Genomic DNA, 21,366 nt, shown 5'->3' on the forward strand with positions numbered 1-21,366 from the left:
ATTTATGAAAGTTGAAGAACTTAGTACTTACGAAGTATTAGAGCATAGAAGAATAGAGGATCTAAATTCAGACAGCTTCATTCTTCGTCATAAAAAGACGGGGGCGAGGGTTGCACTGTTATCAAACGATGACGATAACAAGGTTTTCTATATCGGTTTCAGAACTCCGCCCAAGGATTCCACAGGTGTTGCTCATATAATTGAGCACACTGTTTTGTGCGGCTCCAAAGAATTCCCAATAAAGGATCCTTTTGTAGAACTGGTCAAGGGTTCGCTCAACACTTTTTTGAATGCTATGACATATCCGGATAAGACAGTTTATCCGATTGCAAGTTGTAACGATGCCGATTTCCAGAATCTTATGCATGTATATCTTGATGCCGTTTTTTATCCGAACATATATAAAACAAGCAAGATATTTATGCAGGAGGGTTGGCACTATGAGATGAACAGTGCCGATGATGAACTTGGAATTAACGGTGTTGTTTATAATGAGATGAAGGGTGCCTTCTCATCAGCAGATGAAGTGGTTGCCAGGGTTATAAGGAAATCACTTTTCCCTGACACCACCTATGGCATTGAATCAGGGGGAGATCCTGATGAAATCTATAATCTTACATATGAGGATTATCTTGATTTTCACAGAAAGTATTATCATCCTTCAAATAGTTATATCTATTTATACGGGAACATGGATATGGCTGAAAAACTTAAATATATTGACGAAAACTATTTGTCTGCATTTGACAGTCTTGAGGTTGATTCCGAGATTAAATTGCAGAAGCCTTTTGATGCGAGAAAGGACATAAGGGATTTTTATCCGATATTGAAGGAAGATTCTCTGGAAGATAATACATATCTTTCGCTTAATTTTTCTGTTGGAAGCAGTCTCGATCCAAAGTTCTATGTGGCTTTCGATGTACTTGATTATGCGCTGTGTTCTGCTCCCGGAGCTCCAGTTAAAAAAGCACTTATCGACAAAGGTATAGGAAGCGAAGTTTTCAGTGAATACGATAATGGTATAATTCAACCCGTATTCTCTATTGTTGCGAAAAATGCTAATCCTGAGCAGAAAGAAGAATTTGTTTCAACTATCGAACAGGTTATAAAAGAGCAGGTAAAAAACGGTATTGATAAAAAAGCTCTTCTTGCAGGCATCAATGCCGATGAGTTCAAATACAGAGAAGCTGATTTCGGAAGATTTCCAAAAGGACTTCTATATGGTCTGCAGGTACTTGACAGCTGGCTTTATGATGACTCAAAGCCCTGGATAAATATTGAAGCAAACAATACCTTTGCACTTTTGAAAAAAGAAGTGGATACAGGTTATTTTGAAAAACTTGCTGAAGAATACCTCTTAAACAATACGCACAGCACAGTTCTTACCATGGAACCTAAAAGAGGACTTACAGAAGAAAAAGAGGAAGCACTTAAAAATAAGCTTAAAGAGTATCGCGATAGTTTGAGCGCTGAAGAAATCAAAAAAATTGTAAAGGATACAGCAGAGCTTAAAGCTTACCAGGAAGAACCCGACAGTCCTGAAGATCTTGCTAAAATTCCGCTTCTTACCAGAGAGGATATACGTAAAGAAGCTGATAAATATTTTAACGAATTAAGAAAAGTTGGCGATCAGAAGATACTGTTCCATGATGTGTTTACAAATGGTATAGGATATCTGAATTTTGTTTTTGATATGGGAAAAGTTCCGAATGAGCTTCTTCCTTATGCACCAATGCTGAAGACATTACTCGGTCTTATGGATACAGAGAATTACAGTTACACGGATCTGTATAATGAGATTAATCTTCAGACAGGCGGAATAAATGCTTCCATAAGCACATATACTGATGCACAGAACGTTTCTGAGTTTAAGACTACTTTTGAAATAACAGCAAAAGCTCTTTACCCGCAGCTTGATAAAGCCTTTGCGCTGGTAAATGAGATTATATTAAAGACGAAGTTTGATAATAAAAAGAGAATTCTTGAAATTCTTGATGAAGCATGCAGCAGAGCGCGTTCAGACCTTTCAGGGGCGGGCCATCACAGCGCTGCGTTAAGAGCTCTTTCTTACGTGTCAAAACCGGCTATGATTTCCGACATGGTATCAGGAATCGGTGGATACAGATTCATGGAAGAAGTCAGAGAGAGCATACTGGAGGATGGTAAGGCGGCAGATAACTTCATTTCAAAAATGCTTGAGCTATGTAAGATTATCTTCCGACCGGAGAATCTTCTGGTTGATTATACGGCAAGTGAGAAAGAATATGCCGGACTTGAACAGAAGGTGGAAGATTTTGCAAAAGGACTACACTCCGAAGAGATTAGCACAAAAGGATTTGAGATTACGTGTGAAAAGAAGAACGAAGCATTTCAGACAGCAGGACAGGTTCAATACGTTTGTCTTGGCGGTAATTTCGCATCCAAGGGCCTGAAATATGACGGTTCGCTGCGCGTACTTAAGGTTATGCTCGGTTATGATTATCTTTGGAAAAATATCAGAGTTCTTGGCGGTGCATACGGCTGTATGAGCGGTTTTGCCAAGAACGGAGATTCTTATTTTGTAACCTACAGAGATCCGCATCTTTCAAGAAGTATAGATGTTTTCAAAAAGGCTTCCGATTATCTTAAAAATTTCGAAGCTGATGAGAGAACAATTACACAGTTTGTAATCGGAGCAATAAGTGATCTTGATACGCCCAAGACCCCTGCGACAAAGGGAGCCTATGGTCTTACTGCTTATATGTGTAATGCTGATTATGAAGATATTCAGAAGGACAGAGATGCGCTTCTTGCTACCGATCAGGAAAAAATAAGAAAACTTGCAGCATATATCGATGCCTTTGTGGCTGATGACTGCTTATGTGTAGTAGGTGACGGCAATAAGCTTATGCAGAATAAGGATTTATTCGGGAAAGTGGAGCAGCTTATTTATGCAGGAAAATCAAATGAATAATTGTATGAAGTGTGGCTATGTAACTCTTATAGGAAGACCGAATGTTGGAAAGTCTACACTTATGAATCATCTCATAGGACAGAAGATAGCCATAACTTCGCATAAGCCTCAGACAACAAGAGGAAGGATTCAGACGGTTTATACTGATGACCGCGGACAGATAGTTTTTCTTGATACTCCCGGTATTCATGAATCCAAGAATAAGCTTGGGGAATATATGGTCAAGGTCGCGACCAAGACTATAGAAGAAGTTGATCTTATTTTGTGGCTTGTGGAACCGAGTACTTTTATCGGTGCAGGGGAGCATATGATAATTGATCAGCTCAGGGAGTGCAGTAAACAGGTTATCCTTGTTATTAACAAGATTGATACTGTATCTGCTAATGAGCTTCAAAGTTTTATCGATGCTTATAAAAAGGAGATGGATTATGCGGATATAATTACCGTCTCAGCTTTAAAGAGCGATAATCTTGAGGAGCTTATGCAGACGATTTTTGACAGACTTCCCTACGGAGATCCTTTCTATGATGAGGAGACACTTACGGATCAGTCAGAAAGAGATATTGTAGGAGAAATTATTAGAGAAAAAGCACTTAGACTTCTATCGGATGAAGTTCCTCATGGCATAGCGGTAACTGTCGTGACTATGAAGACAAGAAAAGCTGCATCTCCATTAAAAAAGAAGAAGTCAAAGCATGTGCATCCGCCAAAGAAGAATAAAGCTGCCGAGAATGTACAGGACACTGCGGATGGTGCGCCTGATCTCGAAGCTATGTTAGCGGCATTAAAGGGCGGAGAAACTGATGCTGCCGATGTGTCAAATGAAACAGAAATCATGGATATAGAAGCCTCCATCATTTGTGAGCGTGATTCTCACAAAGGAATAATTATTGGCAAAGGCGGTTCTATGCTGAAAAAAATCGGTTCTCAGGCAAGAACCGATATCGAGAAGATGGTGGGCTGCAGAGTTAATCTTCAGTTATTTGTAAAGGTGAGGAAGGACTGGAGAAACGATACAGTACAGATGAAAAATTTTGGTTATAAGGATTCAAAGAAATAATGGTAGAATTAACCACTGTGAACGGAATTATTATTAAGAGGTCGCCTGTCGGAGAATACGACTGGGTGGTAACAATTTTAACTTCCGAACGTGGTAAGATTTCTGCTTTTGCAAAAGGTTCAAGACGTCTGGGAAATCCACTTTCGGGCGAGGTTGAACCTTTTTCCTTTGGCGAATTTAAGTTATATGAAGGGCGAACCTCATACAACATACAGGAAGCAAATATCAGAAACTATTTTGAATACTTCAGACAGGATTTTAATGCTTCTCTTTATGGTATGTATTTCATGGAGCTGGCGGATTATTACACAAGAGAGAATAATGACGAGCGAGAGGTATTAAAACTTCTATATCAGTCTCTTCGTGCGCTTGAATCAGATAAACTTGATAACAGACTCGTCAAATGTGTCTATGAAATAAAGGCGCTGGTAGTTAACGGAGAGTTCCCCGGAATACCCACAGACAGAGATTATGTGCAATCAACTGCATATACTCTGGAGTACATTAGGAATACGAACGTTGAGAAGCTGTTTTCTTTTGCTGTAACCGATGAGGTATTGCATGAACTTGAGCATATATGCGATATTTACAGGAAGCGATTTATAGACAGAAAACTAAACAGTCTTGAAATGATAAATATGATTACATAAATACGAACAGGCTTCATGAAAAGAATTAATTATAGAAATTGAAAAACAAGAAAATGCGGTATATAATCTAAAAAGTATGCGCACATATATCGTGCGCCTACAAAGTTTCATATTTATAAGGGGAAAAATAAGTGAATAAAGTGATGTGTAGAAAAATCCTTATTTTATCGCTTACGACTGTTATACTTTTTGCTTTTTCCGGATGTGGCAAAAAAAGTGATGTGTCAAAGCTTGATAAGTCATCTGTTCAGGTGAATAAGGATGGATCTGTAGTAAGTACTATGATTGAGGATTTTTCCGAGAGCTACTACAGCGTTGATGAACTGCGAGAAATGACTGAGAATGAAGTCAATGCTTTTGTTGTGAAGAACGGTGAAGGCACTGCAGAACTTAAGTATGTTGATGCAGAGTCCGGGAAAATAAAGATGGTCATGAGTTTTGGCAATTCCGATAATTTTTCGGATTTTAACAGTGAGAAACTCATTTATGAGACTGTTGCAGATGCAAAATTGAACGGCCATATCGAAACCGGTTTGCTTGTTGATGCAGACGGTAATCCGATAGAGAGTGACAAAGCGTCAGATCTGTCGGATGAACATATTGTAGTTACGGCTATGAAGAATATTGTAGCAGCTCCGTATAAGATAAAATATGTCTCCAGGGGAGTGAAGATAATTGATAATTACCTCGCGGATTTATCTGAAATTGCGGATGACAGTATGGCTTGTATAGTTTTGAGTAAGTAAAAAATGAGCATTTGCTCTTAAAAATACTTGGGCGTAATGCTCGGAAAGAGGTTTTGTATTATGAAAGCTAGAGAGAAGACAATGGACAAAATAATTGCTCTTGCGAAGGGGAGAGGCTTTATCTATCCCGGAAGTGAGATTTACGGCGGTCTTGCCAACACATGGGATTACGGAAATCTCGGTGTTGAGTTTAAGAATAATGTAAAAAAGGCTTGGTGGCAGAAGTTTGTTCAGGAGTGCCCGTACAATGTCGGCGTTGACTGTGCAATTCTTATGAATCCTCAGACATGGGTTGCATCAGGACATCTTGGAAGCTTTTCAGATCCGCTTATGGATTGTAAGGAATGTCATGAGAGATTCCGCGCAGATAAGATTATTGAGGATTTTGCGGCTGAGAATGGAATCACTCTTGAGTCTTCAGTCGATGGTTGGTCTCATGAAGAGATGGAGAAATTTATAAATGATCACAATGTTCCTTGTCCTTCCTGTGGTAAACACAACTTTACAGGAATCAGAGAATTCAACCTGATGTTCAAGACCTTCCAGGGTGTTACCGAGGACGCAAAGGACACTGTATATCTCAGACCTGAGACAGCGCAGGGTATCTTTGTTAATTTCAAGAACGTACAGAGAACTTCACGTAAAAAGCTTCCTTTCGGTATCTGCCAGATCGGTAAGAGCTTCCGAAATGAGATAACTCCCGGAAACTTTACATTCCGTACAAGAGAGTTTGAGCAGATGGAGCTTGAGTTCTTCTGCAAACCCGGAACACAGACTGAGTGGTTCACATACTGGAGAAAATTCTGCTATGAATGGCTTCTTTCTCTTGGCATAAACGAAGAGAATCTCCGCCTTCGTGATCATGATCCTGAAGAACTTTCATTCTACAGTGATCATACAACTGATATTGAGTATGCATTCCCCTTCACAGAGTGGGGTGAGCTCTGGGGTATCGCTTCCAGAACTGACTACGACCTTACAAGGCATCAGGAGACTTCCGGCGAGCCTATGGAGTACTTTGACGATGAGACTAAGGAAAAATATATTCCTTACGTTGTTGAGCCTTCACTCGGTGCTGACCGTGTAGTTCTTGCATTCCTTTGTGAAGCATATGATGAGGAGAATCTTGGTACCGAAGAGGCACCTGATATGCGTACAGTACTTCGTTTCCATCCTGCACTTGCACCTATTAAGATTGGTGTTCTCCCTCTTTCAAAGAAGCTTAACGAGGGCGCAGAGAAGATTTATGCAACTCTTTCAAAGAAGTATAACTGTGAGTTCGATGACAGAGGTAATATCGGTAAGAGATATAGAAGACAGGATGAAATCGGTACTCCTTTCTGCGTAACGTATGACTTTGATTCAGAGACAGACGGAAAGGTTACGGTTCGCTTCCGTGACAGCATGGAACAGGAGAGAATCGCTATCGACGAGCTTGAGGCATTCTTCGCTGATAAGTTTGAATTTTAAGAGGAGTTTTAATTATGAAACAGTTTACAGCTAATGAACTGCGTAAAGCGTGGAAGCAGTTCTATATAGACAGAGGCCATGTGGATTGTGGCGCAGTATCACTGGTATCAGACGGTTCAACCGGTGTTATGTTCAACGTTGCAGGTATGCAGCCGCTTATGCCGTATCTTCTTGGTAAGAAGCATCCTATGGGAACAAGACTTTGCAATGTTCAGGGATGTGTTCGTACAAATGATATAGATTCAGTCGGAGATAAGAGCCACGGAACATTTTTTGAGATGATGGGAAGCTGGTCTCTTGGGGATTATTTCAAGAAAGAACGTTGCCAGTGGAGCTTTGAGCTATTGACAGAGCTTTTCGGATTTGACGCAGATCATCTTGCAGCTACTGTTTTTGCAGGTGACGAAAACGCACCAAGAGATGAAGAAGGCGCAAAATATCGTATAGAATCCGGCTTTAAGCCCGAAAACATATTTTATCTTCCTGCCGAGGATAACTGGTGGGGACTTGAATATGGCCCCTGTGGTCCTGACAGTGAGATGTTCTATGTGAAGGATATCCCGGATTGTGGCCCTGATTGCGGCCCCGGATGCCATTGCGGTAAGTATACCGAGATCGGCAACGATGTATTTATGCAGTATGAGAAGCATCATGATGGCAATCTTACACCTCTTTCTCAGAAGAACGTTGATACAGGCTGGGGTCTTGAGCGTATTCTTGCTTTCCTTAATGGCGTAGATGATGTCTATAAGATTGATCTTCATGCACCGGTTATTGCATATATTGAGAAAGAAAGCGGAATAAAGTACGAAGCAGATGACAAGACCACAAAATCAATGCGTATTCTTGCTGATCACACACGTACAGCCGTTATGCTGATCGGTGACGAGGCTAAGCTTCTTCCCTCTAATACAGGTGCCGGATATATTCTCAGAAGACTTATCCGTCGTGCCGTAAGACATGCGAGAACACTTGGCCTAAACAAGGATCAGATACTTGGCGTTGCTAAGATTTACATTGATGAGTACAAAGAGAGCTATGAGCATCTTAACAAAAATCAGAAGTTTGTACTTACTGAGCTCGAAAGAGAAATAGTCCGTTTTGAGTCTACACTTGAAAATGGAATGAAGGAGTTCAAAAAGATTCTTGATAAGACTTCTTCAGACGGTAAGAAACAGATTGAAGGTAAGGATACATTCTTCCTTTATGATACATTCGGTTTCCCTGTTGAGCTTACAATTGAGCTTGCAGAAGAAGAAGGCTTTAGTGTTGATGAGGAGGGCTTCAAGGCTTCGATGGAAGAACAGAAGCAGAAGGCAAGGGAGAACCAGAATTTCTCAGCCAACCTCACCACAGGCGCCGGAGTATTTGACAGCCTTGATGAATCTGTAAACACAGAGTTCCTTGGCTATGACGCGATTAACTGCGAGGGCACTGTTGTTGCAATGGCAGATGCAGAGGCTCTTACAGATGAGCTTAAGGAAGGTGAGCAGGGAACAATCATCACAGATAAAACTACTTTCTATGGCACAATGGGTGGCCAGGTAGGCGATATCGGTGAAATCGTTGGTTCCGAGGGCTCTAAGTTTGTTGTTTCTGAAGCTATTAAGGTTTCAGGCGGAAGAACAGCTCATGTCGGTAAGGTTGTAAGCGGAAACTTCAAGACTTCAGATAAGGTTACTCTTAATGTTGATGCTGAGAATCGTGCTAAGACATGCCGTAACCACTCAGCTACACACCTTCTTCAGAAGGCACTGCAGGAAGTTCTTGGAGATGGCGTAGAGCAGGCAGGTTCATATCAGGATCCCGATAAGACCAGATTTGACTTTAGTTATCATCAGGCTATGACTGCTGAGGAGATTCAGAAGGTTGAAGAGATTGTTAATGCTAAGATTTTAGAAGCACTTCCTGTTGTTACTAAGGAAATGTCTATTGAAGAAGCTAAGAAGACCGGAGCAATGGCTCTTTTTGGTGAGAAATACGGCGAGACAGTAAGAGTCGTTAATATGGGAGACTTCTCAATCGAGCTTTGCGGCGGTACTCATGTTGCAAACACAAGTCACATCGGAGTATTCAAGATCCTTTCAGAGAGCGGTGTGGCTGCAGGTGTTCGCCGTATTGAGGCTCTTACAGGAAACAATGCAAGAGCATATTATAAAAATGTAGAGACAAATCTTGGAGAGGCTGCAAAGGCTCTTAAGACAAATCCTTCTGATATCGTTGAGCATATCAAGAAACTCCAGGAAGAGCTCAAGGCTCTTAGGAGCGAGAATGAGTCCTTAAAGAGTAAGGAAGCTCAGGCAGCTCTCGGTGATGTTATGGACAGCGTTTTAGATGTCAAAGGCGTTAAGCTTATCGCTCAGAGCGTTAAGGGCGTTGATATGAACGGCCTTAGAGATCTTGGTGATCAGCTTAAAGCTAAGCTCGGTGAGGGCGTAGTTGTTCTTGTTTCGGAGAATGATGGTAAAGTTAATCTTATGGCCATGGCTACTGACGGTGCTATCGCATCCGGTGCTCATGCAGGTAATCTGGTAAAAGCTATTGCAGGTAAAGTCGGTGGCGGCGGCGGTGGTCGTCCCAACATGGCTCAGGCAGGCGGTAAGAATCCTGCCGGCATTCCTGATGCTATTGCTGAAGCAGCAAAGGCTTTGGAGTCACAAATAAAATAAAAATATAAACCTTTAAAATTTTTGCTTGACGGTGTGGAAATATATGGTATAATCTATAGATGTTATGTGGGTGAAAGCCTAGAGACATAACAAATAACCCTGGTCACCCGTTAAGGAAGGGTCTGAAGGGAGGGTGAGAGTAAAGAATGTCAACAGTTATTGTAAAAGAAAATGAAACTTTAGACAGCGCGCTTCGTCGCTTCAAGAGAAGCTGTGCCAAGGCTGGCATCCAGCAGGAGATTCGTAAAAGAGAACATTACGAGAAGCCAAGCGTAAAGCGTAAGAAAAAGTCTGAAGCAGCTAGAAAACGTAAATATAATTAATAAAAACAGGTCCTTGGTTTTATAAATCAAGGACTATTTTTATTTCATAGAAAAACTATGAGATAAAAAATGGGATAAGATATGCATATTTTCTTGGTAGTAGCCGCTATTTTGATAATAATTCTTATAGTATTGGTTATTCATCATGATATGAATAACTTTGTTATAAGAAACTATGAGATACATTCGGACAAACTAAAAAAAGATGGTGTTTTCTGCCTGCTTTCGGATCTTCATGAGAATAGTTTTGGGGAAGGAAACAGCAGACTGATACAAGCTATAGATGATATATCTCCTGACGTAATTCTTCTTGCAGGTGATATGCTGACTGCTTATCAGGAACTGGGGAAAGAGCGATACGATGAGATAGCTGACTTCATATCGCAGTTGTGCTCAAGATACCCTGTGTATGCCGCAAATGGTAATCATGAGAATAAAATGGATATTCTCGGAGGCGACAGGAAGCAGGCGTATGATAAATATGATAAAAAAATCAGAGATGCAGGATGTGTTGTGCTGCGAAATCAGGGGACGTATCTTGAAGACTACAATATGGAGATTCATGGACTCGAGATTGGGCGTGAATTTTTCAGAAAGTTTATCAGACGCGAGTTGCCTGATGGATACATTGAGGATTTCTTCGGTGTACCCTGCGCAGAAAGATTTCAGCTTTTAATAGCTCATAATCCTATATATTTTGACAGATATAAGGCATGGGGAGCTGATCTTACCGTATCAGGACATGTTCATGGCGGAATTATTCGACTTCCGTTGCTTGGAGGCGTAATATCTCCCGCACTGGTTCCATTTCCGAAATATGATGGCGGTCTCTATGAGATTGAAGGCTCAAAGATGATTCTCAGCAGAGGACTTTCAACTCATTCCATAAGAGTGAGATTCAATAATCCCGGGGAATTGTGCGTGATACATCTTATCTCAGACAAAAACTAAACACACGAGGAATAATAATGGCGCTTGAAGTTAAACTGCAGGTTTTTGAGGGGCCTCTGGATCTGCTTCTTCACCTTATAGATAAAAATAAAATAGATATTTATGATATTCCGATTGCTGTGATCACTGAGCAATATATGGATTACATTAGAGCCATGCAGAAGGATGACATGGAAGTTACCAGCGAGTTTTTGGTAATGGCAGCAACTCTTGTGGATATAAAATGCAAAATGCTTCTTCCTAAGGAAGTAAACGAAGAGGGAGAAGAGGAAGATCCCAGAGCTGAACTTGTTGAAAAGCTTTTGGAATACAAGATGTATAAATATATGGCGGATGAACTCAGAGACCGCCAGATGGATGCTGATACTCATATGTATCGCAAAAAGAATGTTCCGGATGAAGTAATGTCTTATGAAGAGCCTATAGATTATGATGCACTTTTGGGAGATGCGAATCTTTCGAAGCTTAACGAAATTTTCCAGGCCCTTCTTAGGAGACAGGAGGATAAAGTCGATCCGATAAGAAGTAAATTCGGAAAGATTGAAAAGGAATCGGTTGATCTTGATCAGAAGACACTGTATGTGAAGGCTTATATCAGAGAACATGACAGATTCAGTTTTAAGCAGCTTCTTGAAAAGCAGGGAAGCAAGGTTGAGATTATTGTTACATTTCTGGTTATTTTGGAAGCTATGAAAGTCGGGGACATTCAGATTGAGCAGGATGAGACTTTCGGCGATATTATGATTACTTCCAATAGAGCAAAGTGAGGATGAGATGACAAGAGAAGAGGGAGCGGCAGCTATCGAAGCAATCCTTTTTACAATGGGAGATTCAGTAAGCGTAGCATCTATATGCAATGCTACTGATCAGGACCTTAAGGATGTAAGGGATGAAATAAGCTATCTGAAAGAAAAATATGAAAAGAGCGACAGCGGAATAGGCCTTATTGAACTTGAAGATTCTATTCAGCTTTGTACGAAAAGTGAGATGTATGAGTATCTGATAAAGGTGGCTAAAACACCTAAGAAGATAACACTTACGGATGCACTTATGGAAACGCTTTCAATAATAGCGTACAAACAGCCTATTACAAGACTTGATGTGGAAAGAATAAGAGGCGTAAACAGCGATCATGCTGTGAATCGTCTTGTTGAATTCAATCTTGTTCAGGAACTTGGAAGACTTGATGCACCGGGAAGGCCGCTGCTTTTTGGCACAACCGAGCAGTTTCTTAGAAGCTTTGGTGTTAAGTCTCTGGAGGAACTTCCTTCTCTTGATGCGGTTAGAGTTGAGGAGTTCAAACAGGAGGCTGAACAGGAAATCAGTGTCAAGCTTGATATCTAAAAATGGCAGGTTTAATTTGCAATTTTTGCCCGCTGATAAAAAATGTATAAAAAGCGCAGAAAATAAGGGTATGGAGTATTCTCCATGCCCTTATTTTGTGTTATACTTTAACATGACTTAAGTTGTGGTTTTATACACTTAATAATAAATTACGGAGGTGAAGAAATGAGTAGTTCTTCTCAGGCAAGCCAGAGAATCTTTTCTCTGCTTGATGAAAACAGTTTCGTTGAAATCGGCGCTCAGGTTAAGGCCAGAAGCACAGATTTCAATCTGAAGCAGACAGAGACACCCTCTGATGGTGTAGTAACCGGCTATGGCGTTATCGGCGGTAAGCTTGTATACGTATATGCTCAGGATGCATCAGTTCTTGGTGGCTCTGTAGGAGAGATGCATGCTAAGAAAATAGCTGGTCTCTATGATATGGCTCTTAAGATGGGAGCACCTGTAATCGGCCTTATTGATTCTGCAGGTCTTCGTCTTCAGGAGGCAACTGATGCGCTTAATGCATTCGGCGAGATCTATCGCAGACAGGTTAGCGCTTCAGGAGTGGTTCCGCAGATCACAGCTATTCTTGGATCATGCGGTGGCGGTCTTGCACTTTTCCCCACAATGACAGATTTCACATTTATGGAAGAAAAGAGTGGAAAGCTCTTTGTTAATTCTCCCAATGTACTTGAAGGTAACAGCAAGGAGAAGTGTGATACTTCAGCAGCTGCATGGCAGGGCAGTGAAGTAGGAAACGTTGATGTAATAGGTGACGAACAGACACTTTATGCTCAGATTAGAGAACTCGTTTCAATTCTTCCTTCCAATAATGAAGACACAGAGAATTTTGATGAGTGCGCAGATGATCTTAACCGCGCATGTGAGAACCTTGAAGGTTCTGTTAATGATCCTGCTCTTATGTTCAGACAGATTTCCGATAACGGAATCTTCTTTGAGACAAAGAGAGATTTTGCTAAAGAGATGGTTACAGGATTCATCAAGCTCAATGGCGCTACTGTTGGCGTTATCGGTAACAGAAGCGAACTCTACGATGAAAAGGGTGAAGTAGCTGAGAAGTTTGATAATGTTCTTACTGCTCATGCTTGTGATAAGGCTGCTGACCTTGTAAGCTTCTGTGATGCTTTTGAGATTCCGGTTCTTTCTCTTACAAATGTAAATGGATTCGGTGCAACAAAGTGTGATGAGAGACATGTAGCTAAGGCTGCTGCTAAGCTTGTGGCTGCTCTTGCCGCAGCTACAGTTCCGAAAGTAAACGTAGTAACAGGTAAGGCTTTCGGAAGCGCTTATGTAATCATGAACTCTAAGGCAGTTGGTGCTGATATGACATTTGCTTGGCCTGATGCCGAGATCGGTACCATGAACGCTGAGCATGCAGCTAAGATCATTGCTGACGGCAAGGATTCAAGCACAGTTGCAGACACAGCTGCTGCATATGAGAAACTCCAGAATAATGTTGAAAGTGCTGCAGCAAGAGGATATGTTGATACAATTATCAATGCTGCAGATACAAGAAAATACGTAATAGGAGCTTTCGAAATGCTTTACAGCAAGCGTGAAGAACGCCCTGTAAGGAAGCACACTACAGTATAAGGAGGAGCGGACAGTGAAGCATAAGATTTTAGCTTTAGGTGTTACGCTGATCTGCATGCTGTCTCTTGCAGCCTGTGGTAATAGTATTCAATATAATACAGTTGCCGGTAGCAGGTATGACGAGAATGTATTTTCAAAAGATGGTTTGATGCAGTACGCACAGACTATTGAAGATTCTTATTTTGAGACCATGTATTTACAGGGTATTACACCTGAAAATTTTGAAGAGCAATTAGAGGACAGCTTTGATGAGTCTACTTATGATGTTTTCTATGCCGGATATAAAAACTGGTATGATGCCATTGATGAGCTTGGCTTCCAGAGCAAAGAGACTATTGCTGAAGACATAAGTGTTAAGGACCTTACATATTATGTCAATAAAGATGGTGAACTTATGGTAGACGCTACCATACAGGGAACAGGAAGCAATGCTCATACTGCAGTCCTTGAGTACAGCCTTGACAGAAAGGGCGTACCGACACTTATCTCTGTAAATGTAAATCATACACTCGGAGAGAAGCTTAGAAGTGCCGGACTTAATACTCTTCTCGGAATGGGTATGGCATTCACCGTACTTATTATCATTGCTCTTGTTATTTCAGCTTTCCCGCTTATTAACAAGATTACTGAGAAGAAGCCCGAGAGCGCTAAAGAAATAGCTCAGAAGTCAATGGATAATGTGACATCTCAGATTGCTGAAAAAGAAGAGCTTTCAGATGATGCAGAGCTTATAGCAGTTATTTCTGCTGCAATTGCTGCATATGAAGGCAGTAGCAGTGCAGGCGGAGACGGATTTGTTGTGAGATCTGTTCGTAAAGTCGGCAAGGCAAGTAATTGGAAAAAGGCTTAAGGCTAATATTTAGGAGGATATAGATAATGAAAAATTATACAATTACCGTTAACGGAAACGTATATGATGTAACCGTAGAAGAAGGCGCAGGCGGTGCTGCTCCTGCAGCAGCTCCCGTAGCAGCTCCCAAGGCTCCCGCAGCACCTGCAAAGAAGGCAAGCGCTGGCGCAGGCGGCGTTAAGGTAACTGCCGGTGCAGCAGGTAAGGTTCTTAAGATTGAGGCATCTGTAGGCCAGGCTGTTAAGAAGGGTGATGCTGTTGTTGTTATGGAATCTATGAAGATGGAGATTCCTATGGTAGCTCCTCAGGATGGAACTATCGCAAGTATCGACGTTGCAGTAGGCGATGCAGTTGAGGCCGGCGGCGTTGTTGCAACAATGAACTAATTTTAGGAGAGACTCACGGAGGTCGTTAAATGGATTACATTGTAAACACATTATCGAATCTCTGGCAGCAAACTGCATTTACAACAATGACTCCCGGTAACTATATAATGGTTGTCGTAGCATTGATTTTTATGTATCTTGCAATTGCCAAAGACTTCGAACCACTTCTTTTGGTGCCTATCTCCTTCGGTATGCTTTTGGTTAATATCTATCCGGATATTATGCTTTCTATTGATAAGTCATCCAATGGTGTAGGCGGACTTTTGTACTATTTCTACCTGCTTGATGAGTGGGCAATCATGCCGTCACTTATCTTCATGGGTGTTGGTGCGATGACAGACTTCGGTCCCCTCATTGCCAACCCTAAGAGCTTCCTTATGGGAGCAGCTGCTCAGTTTGGTATCTTTTCAGCTTACTTTATGGCTATTGCTATGGGCTTTAACGATCAGCAGGCTGCAGCTATTTCAATCATCGGAGGAGCAGATGGCCCTACATCTATCTTCCTTGCTACAAAGCTTAATCAGACCACAATCCTTGGTCCGATTGCCGTGGCTGCATATTCGTACATGTCACTTGTGCCGATTATTCAGCCCCCTGTTATGAAGCTTCTTACAACTGAGAAGGAGAGAAAGATCCGCATGCAGCAGCTGCGTCCGGTATCAAAGCTTGAGAAGATTCTCTTCCCTATCATCGTTACAATAGTTGTAAGTATGATTCTTCCTACAACAGCACCCCTTATCGGTATGCTTATGCTTGGTAACCTTTTCCGCGAGAGTGGCGTTGTTCGTCAGCTCCAGGAGACGGCTTCCAATGCTCTTATGTATATCGTAGTTATTATGCTGGGTACTTCAGTAGGTGCTACAACAAGTGCTGAGGCATTCCTTAATATCACAACAATTAAGATCGTTGTTCTTGGTCTTATTGCATTCGTTATCGGTACTGCCGCAGGATGTCTGTTTGGTAAGCTGATGTGCGTTCTTACAGGTGGTAAGGTTAATCCTCTTGTAGGTTCTGCCGGAGTTTCAGCTGTTCCGATGGCAGCCAGAGTTTCACAGAAGGTTGGTGCAGAGTATGATCCCAGCAACTTCCTTCTCATGCATGCTATGGGTCCCAACGTTGCAGGTGTCGTAGGTACCGCAGTCGTTGCCGGAACATTTATGGCGGTATTTGGAGTATTCTAATTCGGAAAAGGAGAACTAATTATGGCAAAGCCAATTAAGATTACAGAGACAGTTCTGCGTGATGCACATCAGTCACTGATTGCAACCAGAATGCCTACAGAGCTTATGCTTCCCATTATCCCTACGATGGATAAGATTGGTTATAACTCAGTTGAGTGCTGGGGAGGCGCAACATTTGATGCTTCCATGAGATTCCTTAAAGAGGACCCGTGGGAGAGACTTCGTAAACTCAGAGATGGTTTCAAGAACACAAAGCTTCAGATGCTTCTTCGTGGTCAGAATATCCTTGGTTACAAGCATTATCCTGATGACGTAGTTGAATATTTCGTACAAAAGTCAATCGCTAACGGTATTGATATTATACGTATTTTTGACTGTCTGAATGACCTTCGTAACCTTGAGACATCAGTTAAGGCTACAAAGAAAGAGGGCGGCCACGCTCAGATCGCTCTTGCTTATACACTTGGTGATGCTTATACAGAAGAGTACTGGATGAACATCGCTAAAGAAATCGAGTCAATGGGTGCAGATTCCATCTGTATCAAGGATATGGCAGGACTTCTTCTTCCTTACGAGGCAGAGAAGCTTGTTAAGGCTCTCAAGAGCGCTACAAGCCTTCCTATCGATCTTCATACTCATTACACTTCCGGTGTTGCAAGTATGACATATATGAAGGCTGCAGAGGCAGGGGTTGATATCATCGACTGCGCTATTTCACCTTTCGCACTTGGTACATCACAGCCTGCAACAGAGGTTATGGTTGAGGCCTTCAAGGGTCAGGAATTCGACACAGGTCTTGATCAGAAGCTTCTTGCTGAGGTTGCTGATTACTTCAGACCTTACAGAGAAGAGTGCCTCCAGAGCGGACTTATGGATGCTAAGGTTCTCGGTGTAAACATTAAGACTCTTATGTATCAGGTTCCCGGCGGTATGCTTTCCAACATGGTTAGCCAGCTTAAAGAGCAGAACGCAAGCGATAAGTACAATACTGTGCTTGAGGAGATTCCTCAGGTTCGTAAGGACTTCGGTGAGCCTCCGCTTGTTACACCTTCTTCACAGATCGTTGGTACTCAGGCCGTTATGAATGTGCTTATGGGTGAGAGATATAAGGTTGCTACTGACCAGACTAAAGACCTTCTTGCAGGTGAGTATGGTAAGACAATCAAGCCTTTCAATCCTGAAGTTCAGAAGAAGATCATCGGCGACAGAGAAGTTATCACATGCAGACCTGCAGATAAGCTTGCTCCCGGACTTCCTAAGTTCGAAGAGGATGTTAAGCAGTGGAAGCAGCAGGATGAGGACGTTCTGTCCTATGCTCTGTTCCCTCAGGTTGCTACTGATTTCTTCAAGTATCGTCTTGCACAGCAGGAAAAGGTTGACCTTTCAGCTGCCGACACTAAGAACGGTGCATATCCTGCATAAACCTTAAAAACTTAGCGAGGTTTTTAATGGACAGATATTCATTATCGAATATCTGTCCATTTTTTTGTTTTTTATGGTAAAATTAAGATAGTATTTTATTGGAATTTTTAGATTCTATGAAAATGAGGGGTTCGGAGCGTTTGCTTCATACAATTTTATATGGCTGAATTTAGAAGACAAAGACCAAAACAGAATAATTTTGGATATGTTCATATCAGGGACAATAGAAAATCCAGCGAGAACAGACAGTTAGTAGCTTCTGATACTATTAACGGCTTCAGGGTCCGTCCCGGATACTATGATATAAATGGCGCCACAATTATGCCTGATGGCGTTAATTTTACTGTATACTCAAACGGAGCTACTAAGGTAACGCTCCTTCTTTATCACAGAGGCGAAGAAAGACCCTTCGTTTCTCTTAATTTTCCGGACAATTACAGAATAGGAAAGGTTCATTCAATGCTCGTTTTCGGCCTTCAGGTTGAAAATATGGAATATGCGTACCGTATAGATGGACCCTGGGATGAGGAAAAAGGGCTATTATTTGATTACAACCATGTTCTTCTTGATCCCTATGCGAAAGCTGTTGCCGGGCAAAGAGTATGGGGACAGACAATAAAATTTGAGGAGGCCTACAGAGCGAGAGTTGTAAGAAATGACTTTGATTGGGGCGAAACAAGCTGGCTTAAGACTCCAATGAGTGATTCTATTATATATGAGATGCATGTAAGAGGATTCACCATGGACGAATCTTCGGGCATTAAGTGCAGAGGTTCATTTGCCGGTATCATGGAAAAGGTTGATTACCTGAAAAGACTTGGGGTAACAGCCCTTGAGCTTATGCCTATTTTTGAATTTGATGAAACAAGAGATAAGAGAGTTGTAAATGGAAGGACTTTGCTTGATTACTGGGGATATAATACCGTAAGTTTTTTTGCTCCCAACACAAGCTATGCTTCGACAGAGGAATATAACAAGGAAGGCTTTGAATTAAGGGAGATGATAAAGCTCCTTAAGGAAAACGGCATTGAAGTAATACTTGATGTTGTTTTCAATCATACCGCAGAGGGCAATAAGAACGGTCCATTCATTTCCTTTAAAGGATTTGACAATAATATCTATTACATGCTTACTCCCGATGGTGATTATTATAATTTCAGTGGATGCGGAAATACCTTGAACTGTAATCACCCTATGGTACAGCAGATGATAGTTGAGTGCCTGCATTATTGGGTCGAGGAATATAAGGTTGATGGTTTTAGATTTGACCTTGCAAGTATTCTCGGAAGAGATCAAAACGGAGCACCTATGGAGGCGCCTCCGCTTTTGCAGCGCCTTGCATTCGATCCGATTCTCGGTGACGTAAAGCTTATAGCCGAGGCCTGGGATGCAGGAGGTATGTACCAGGTTGGTTCGTTCCCTTCCTGGGGCAGATGGGCTGAGTGGAATGGAAGATACAGGGACAGTATCAGATCATTCCTTAAAGGTGAATACTGGGCTGCTCCGGAGGCTGTTTGCAGAATAACAGGCTCTATGGATATGTATGGCAGAAATTATGCTGGATATGATTCTTCTGTAAACTTTATAACCTGTCATGACGGATTTACTTTATATGACATGTTCGCTTACAACGAAAAACATAACGAAGCGAACGGCTGGAATAATTCTGATGGTGCCAATGATAACAGAAGCTGGAACTGCGGAGTTGAAGGTGAAACAGATGATCCTGCAATAAATGACCTTCGTTTTAAAATGATGAGAAATGCAATAACAGTACTTATGTGCAGCCGCGGCACCCCGATGATTCTTGCCGGTGATGAATTCGGCAATACTCAGTTCGGAAATAATAATGCGTATTGCCAGGATAATGAAGTTTCATGGCTTAACTGGGATCTTTTTACTAAAAACAGACAGTATTTTGACTTTTACAGGGATATGATTCAGTTTAGAAGAAAACACCCCTGTATACGTAAAGATCTGAAGCCGGCAATGTCAGGACTTCCGCATATTTCAGTATTTACGGATCATCCTTATCACACGGATATAAATGATAATACAAAAGTAATAAGCATTATGTTTGCCGGATTTATCAGAAAAAAAGGCCATGATGATGTAGTTCTTATGTCCGTAAATGTATTTTGGGAAGATATACAGATTACGCTTCCGGAACCGCCGGAAGGAGCTTATTGGACACTTGTTGTTGATACGGCAGCCGAGGATAAGAGATATTTTAATAATAGACCTAAGCCGCTGCCGGTACCGAATTGGCGGTTAAAGGCAAGAAGTGTTAGCGTTTTTATAGCTGCGTATGGAGAAGGCTATGGCAGATGAAAAAGTTGACGAAGTAAAAAGCGAAGCGGAGAATGCAGACGTTCCTAAAAAGGAACCGGAAAATCTTGTTGTGGATGGTTACGAATTTCTATCTGCTGAGGATGTAAAAAAGGCTGAACTTGATAAACAGAAGATAGAAATTATCGGGAAAAAGGTTCATTCGACAAAGGTTTCAGATCTTGAAGCCGTTTATGAGAAAGCTATAACAAACAAGATTTTTTCAACGCCTATTGGGTGGTATTACCTTGCAAAATTGCGCGACAAATTGATTGGTGCAGGAGTAAAGGAAGAAGATCTGATACCCATTCCGATCAATTTAAAAATAACCAAGGTTGATTTGAAGGATGAATATCATCCGCGTCAGTATATCACACCGCCACCGCCCAAAAAGAAAAAGAATGTAAAAGCTGTAGCTTTTGTAATGGGTGTTATGAACCTCATTTTGCTTGCTATGGTTATTACAATGTTTTTTATCGCGTTATCAGCTGAAAGCGACAATATTATCAACTACAAGCAGAATGTTACCAACCGCTATGCCGAGTGGGAGGATTCGTTAAAGGAACGTGAGAAAGCTGTAAGGATAAAGGAACGCGATCTTAAAATTCAGGATGATACAGAATACGGAAAAGATATAGATATTGATGAATCCGAATGAAACGGAAACAAAATGGACACAATATGCGTATATCATTATTTCCGGAGGGCTAAAAATGGATAAACTGAAAATATTGGTAGTAGATGATGAAGCAAGAATGAGGAAGCTCGTAAGAGACTTTCTTGTTAAAAATAATTTTGATGTTGTAGAGGCTGAAGACGGACAGAAAGCGCTGGATATTTTTTATGAACAAAAAGATATAGCGCTTATTATTCTTGATGTCATGATGCCTAAGATGGATGGCTGGCAGGTATGTAGGGAAGTCAGGGAATATTCTAAGGTTCCGATAATTATGCTCACAGCAAAGACTGAGGAAAGAGATGAACTTCAGGGCTTTGAGCTTGGGGTTGATGAGTATATAGGAAAACCCTTCAGCCCTAAGATTCTTGTGGCAAGAGTAGAAGCTATACTGCGACGAACTTCACAAGGAAGTGCTGATGAAATTGTTGAGGCAGGCGGAATTGTGATAAATAAAGCAGCACATAGTGTCTCGATTGATGGAAAGGAAATTGAGCTTTCGTTTAAGGAATTTGAGCTTCTTACATTCTTTATCGAAAATAAGGGCATAGCATTATCAAGAGAGAAAATTCTTAATAATGTCTGGAACTATGATTATTTCGGGGATGCCAGAACTATAGATACCCATGTTAAAAAACTTCGCGGAAAAATGGGCGATAAGGGCGATCTTATTAAGACTATCTGGGGCATGGGATATAAGTTTGAAGTGTAATGCTTTCAAGGTACTAAGAACGACAAGAAACGAGATATAAGAATTGACA

General features: G+C 41.4%; 18 protein-coding genes. All 18 read left to right on the plus strand.

The window, feature by feature from the left end:
• Window positions 1-4 precede the first annotated feature (4 nt).
• The 18 genes from G596_RS0100460 to G596_RS0100545 all read left to right on the plus strand — a co-directional run bounded on the left by G596_RS0100460 (window position 5) and on the right by G596_RS0100545 (window position 21,317).
• Complete coding sequence (locus tag G596_RS0100460; RefSeq protein ID WP_022759857.1) at window positions 5-2,953, plus strand: insulinase family protein; 2,949 nt, start codon at window positions 5-7, stop codon at window positions 2,951-2,953.
• Complete coding sequence (gene era / locus G596_RS25440; protein WP_022759858.1) at window positions 2,931-4,013, plus strand: GTPase Era; 1,083 nt, start codon at window positions 2,931-2,933, stop codon at window positions 4,011-4,013. Before G596_RS0100460 ends, era begins: the two co-directional genes overlap by 23 nt.
• On the plus strand, window positions 4,013-4,663 hold the full coding sequence (gene recO, locus G596_RS0100470; protein ID WP_022759859.1) for a DNA repair protein RecO: 651 nt from the start codon (window positions 4,013-4,015) through the stop codon (window positions 4,661-4,663). Before era ends, recO begins: the two co-directional genes overlap by 1 nt.
• Before the next feature lie 131 nt (window positions 4,664-4,794).
• Window positions 4,795-5,409, plus strand: coding sequence for a hypothetical protein (locus G596_RS0100475; protein ID WP_022759860.1), 615 nt, complete (start codon window positions 4,795-4,797; stop codon window positions 5,407-5,409).
• A gap of 60 nt (window positions 5,410-5,469) precedes the next feature.
• The gene (locus G596_RS0100480; protein ID WP_022759861.1) at window positions 5,470-6,879 is read left to right on the plus strand and encodes a glycine--tRNA ligase; all 1,410 of its coding nucleotides are present in this window, start codon (window positions 5,470-5,472) and stop codon (window positions 6,877-6,879) included.
• A 14-nt stretch (window positions 6,880-6,893) separates the two neighbouring features.
• Complete coding sequence (alaS, locus tag G596_RS0100485) at window positions 6,894-9,548, plus strand: alanine--tRNA ligase (protein ID WP_022759862.1); 2,655 nt, start codon at window positions 6,894-6,896, stop codon at window positions 9,546-9,548.
• Window positions 9,549-9,694: 146 nt separating this feature from the next.
• Window positions 9,695-9,871: a 30S ribosomal protein S21 gene (rpsU, locus tag G596_RS0100490; protein WP_022755619.1), complete on the plus strand. Its 177-nt coding sequence runs from the start codon at window positions 9,695-9,697 to the stop codon at window positions 9,869-9,871.
• Between the two features lie 150 nt (window positions 9,872-10,021).
• On the plus strand, window positions 10,022-10,822 hold the full coding sequence (locus G596_RS0100495) for a metallophosphoesterase (protein WP_196805169.1): 801 nt from the start codon (window positions 10,022-10,024) through the stop codon (window positions 10,820-10,822).
• A 17-nt stretch (window positions 10,823-10,839) separates the two neighbouring features.
• Window positions 10,840-11,589: a segregation and condensation protein A gene (locus tag G596_RS0100500; protein ID WP_022759864.1), complete on the plus strand. Its 750-nt coding sequence runs from the start codon at window positions 10,840-10,842 to the stop codon at window positions 11,587-11,589.
• 7 nt (window positions 11,590-11,596) lie between these two features.
• Window positions 11,597-12,166 (plus strand): SMC-Scp complex subunit ScpB, encoded by a 570-nt coding sequence (gene scpB, locus G596_RS0100505; RefSeq protein WP_022759865.1) that lies wholly within the window; start codon window positions 11,597-11,599, stop codon window positions 12,164-12,166.
• Window positions 12,167-12,331: 165 nt separating this feature from the next.
• Window positions 12,332-13,762 carry an acyl-CoA carboxylase subunit beta gene (locus G596_RS0100510; protein WP_022759866.1) on the plus strand — a complete coding sequence of 477 codons (1,431 nt, stop codon included), beginning with the start codon at window positions 12,332-12,334 and terminating at the stop codon, window positions 13,760-13,762.
• A gap of 13 nt (window positions 13,763-13,775) precedes the next feature.
• Window positions 13,776-14,612, plus strand: coding sequence for an OadG family protein (locus G596_RS23325; RefSeq protein WP_022759867.1), 837 nt, complete (start codon window positions 13,776-13,778; stop codon window positions 14,610-14,612).
• A 26-nt stretch (window positions 14,613-14,638) separates the two neighbouring features.
• Window positions 14,639-14,998 (plus strand): biotin/lipoyl-containing protein, encoded by a 360-nt coding sequence (locus G596_RS0100520; RefSeq protein ID WP_022759868.1) that lies wholly within the window; start codon window positions 14,639-14,641, stop codon window positions 14,996-14,998.
• Window positions 14,999-15,027: 29 nt separating this feature from the next.
• Window positions 15,028-16,179, plus strand: a complete 1,152-nt coding sequence (locus G596_RS0100525) for a sodium ion-translocating decarboxylase subunit beta (RefSeq protein ID WP_022759869.1) — start codon at window positions 15,028-15,030, stop codon at window positions 16,177-16,179.
• 21 nt (window positions 16,180-16,200) lie between these two features.
• Window positions 16,201-17,601: an oxaloacetate decarboxylase subunit alpha gene (locus tag G596_RS0100530; RefSeq protein WP_022759870.1), complete on the plus strand. Its 1,401-nt coding sequence runs from the start codon at window positions 16,201-16,203 to the stop codon at window positions 17,599-17,601.
• A gap of 159 nt (window positions 17,602-17,760) precedes the next feature.
• Window positions 17,761-19,932 carry a glycogen debranching protein GlgX gene (gene glgX, locus G596_RS0100535; RefSeq protein WP_022759871.1) on the plus strand — a complete coding sequence of 724 codons (2,172 nt, stop codon included), beginning with the start codon at window positions 17,761-17,763 and terminating at the stop codon, window positions 19,930-19,932.
• A complete protein-coding gene (locus G596_RS0100540) occupies window positions 19,922-20,587 on the plus strand; it encodes a hypothetical protein (RefSeq protein WP_022759872.1) in 666 nt (221 codons plus the stop codon). The genes glgX and G596_RS0100540 overlap by 11 nt, the downstream gene beginning before the upstream one ends.
• A 55-nt stretch (window positions 20,588-20,642) precedes the next feature.
• Window positions 20,643-21,317: a response regulator transcription factor gene (locus G596_RS0100545; RefSeq protein WP_022759873.1), complete on the plus strand. Its 675-nt coding sequence runs from the start codon at window positions 20,643-20,645 to the stop codon at window positions 21,315-21,317.
• Window positions 21,318-21,366 lie beyond the last annotated feature (49 nt).

Origin of the sequence: Butyrivibrio sp. AD3002, from assembly GCF_000420905.1 — a bacterium.
GTDB lineage: Bacteria > Bacillota > Clostridia > Lachnospirales > Lachnospiraceae > Butyrivibrio.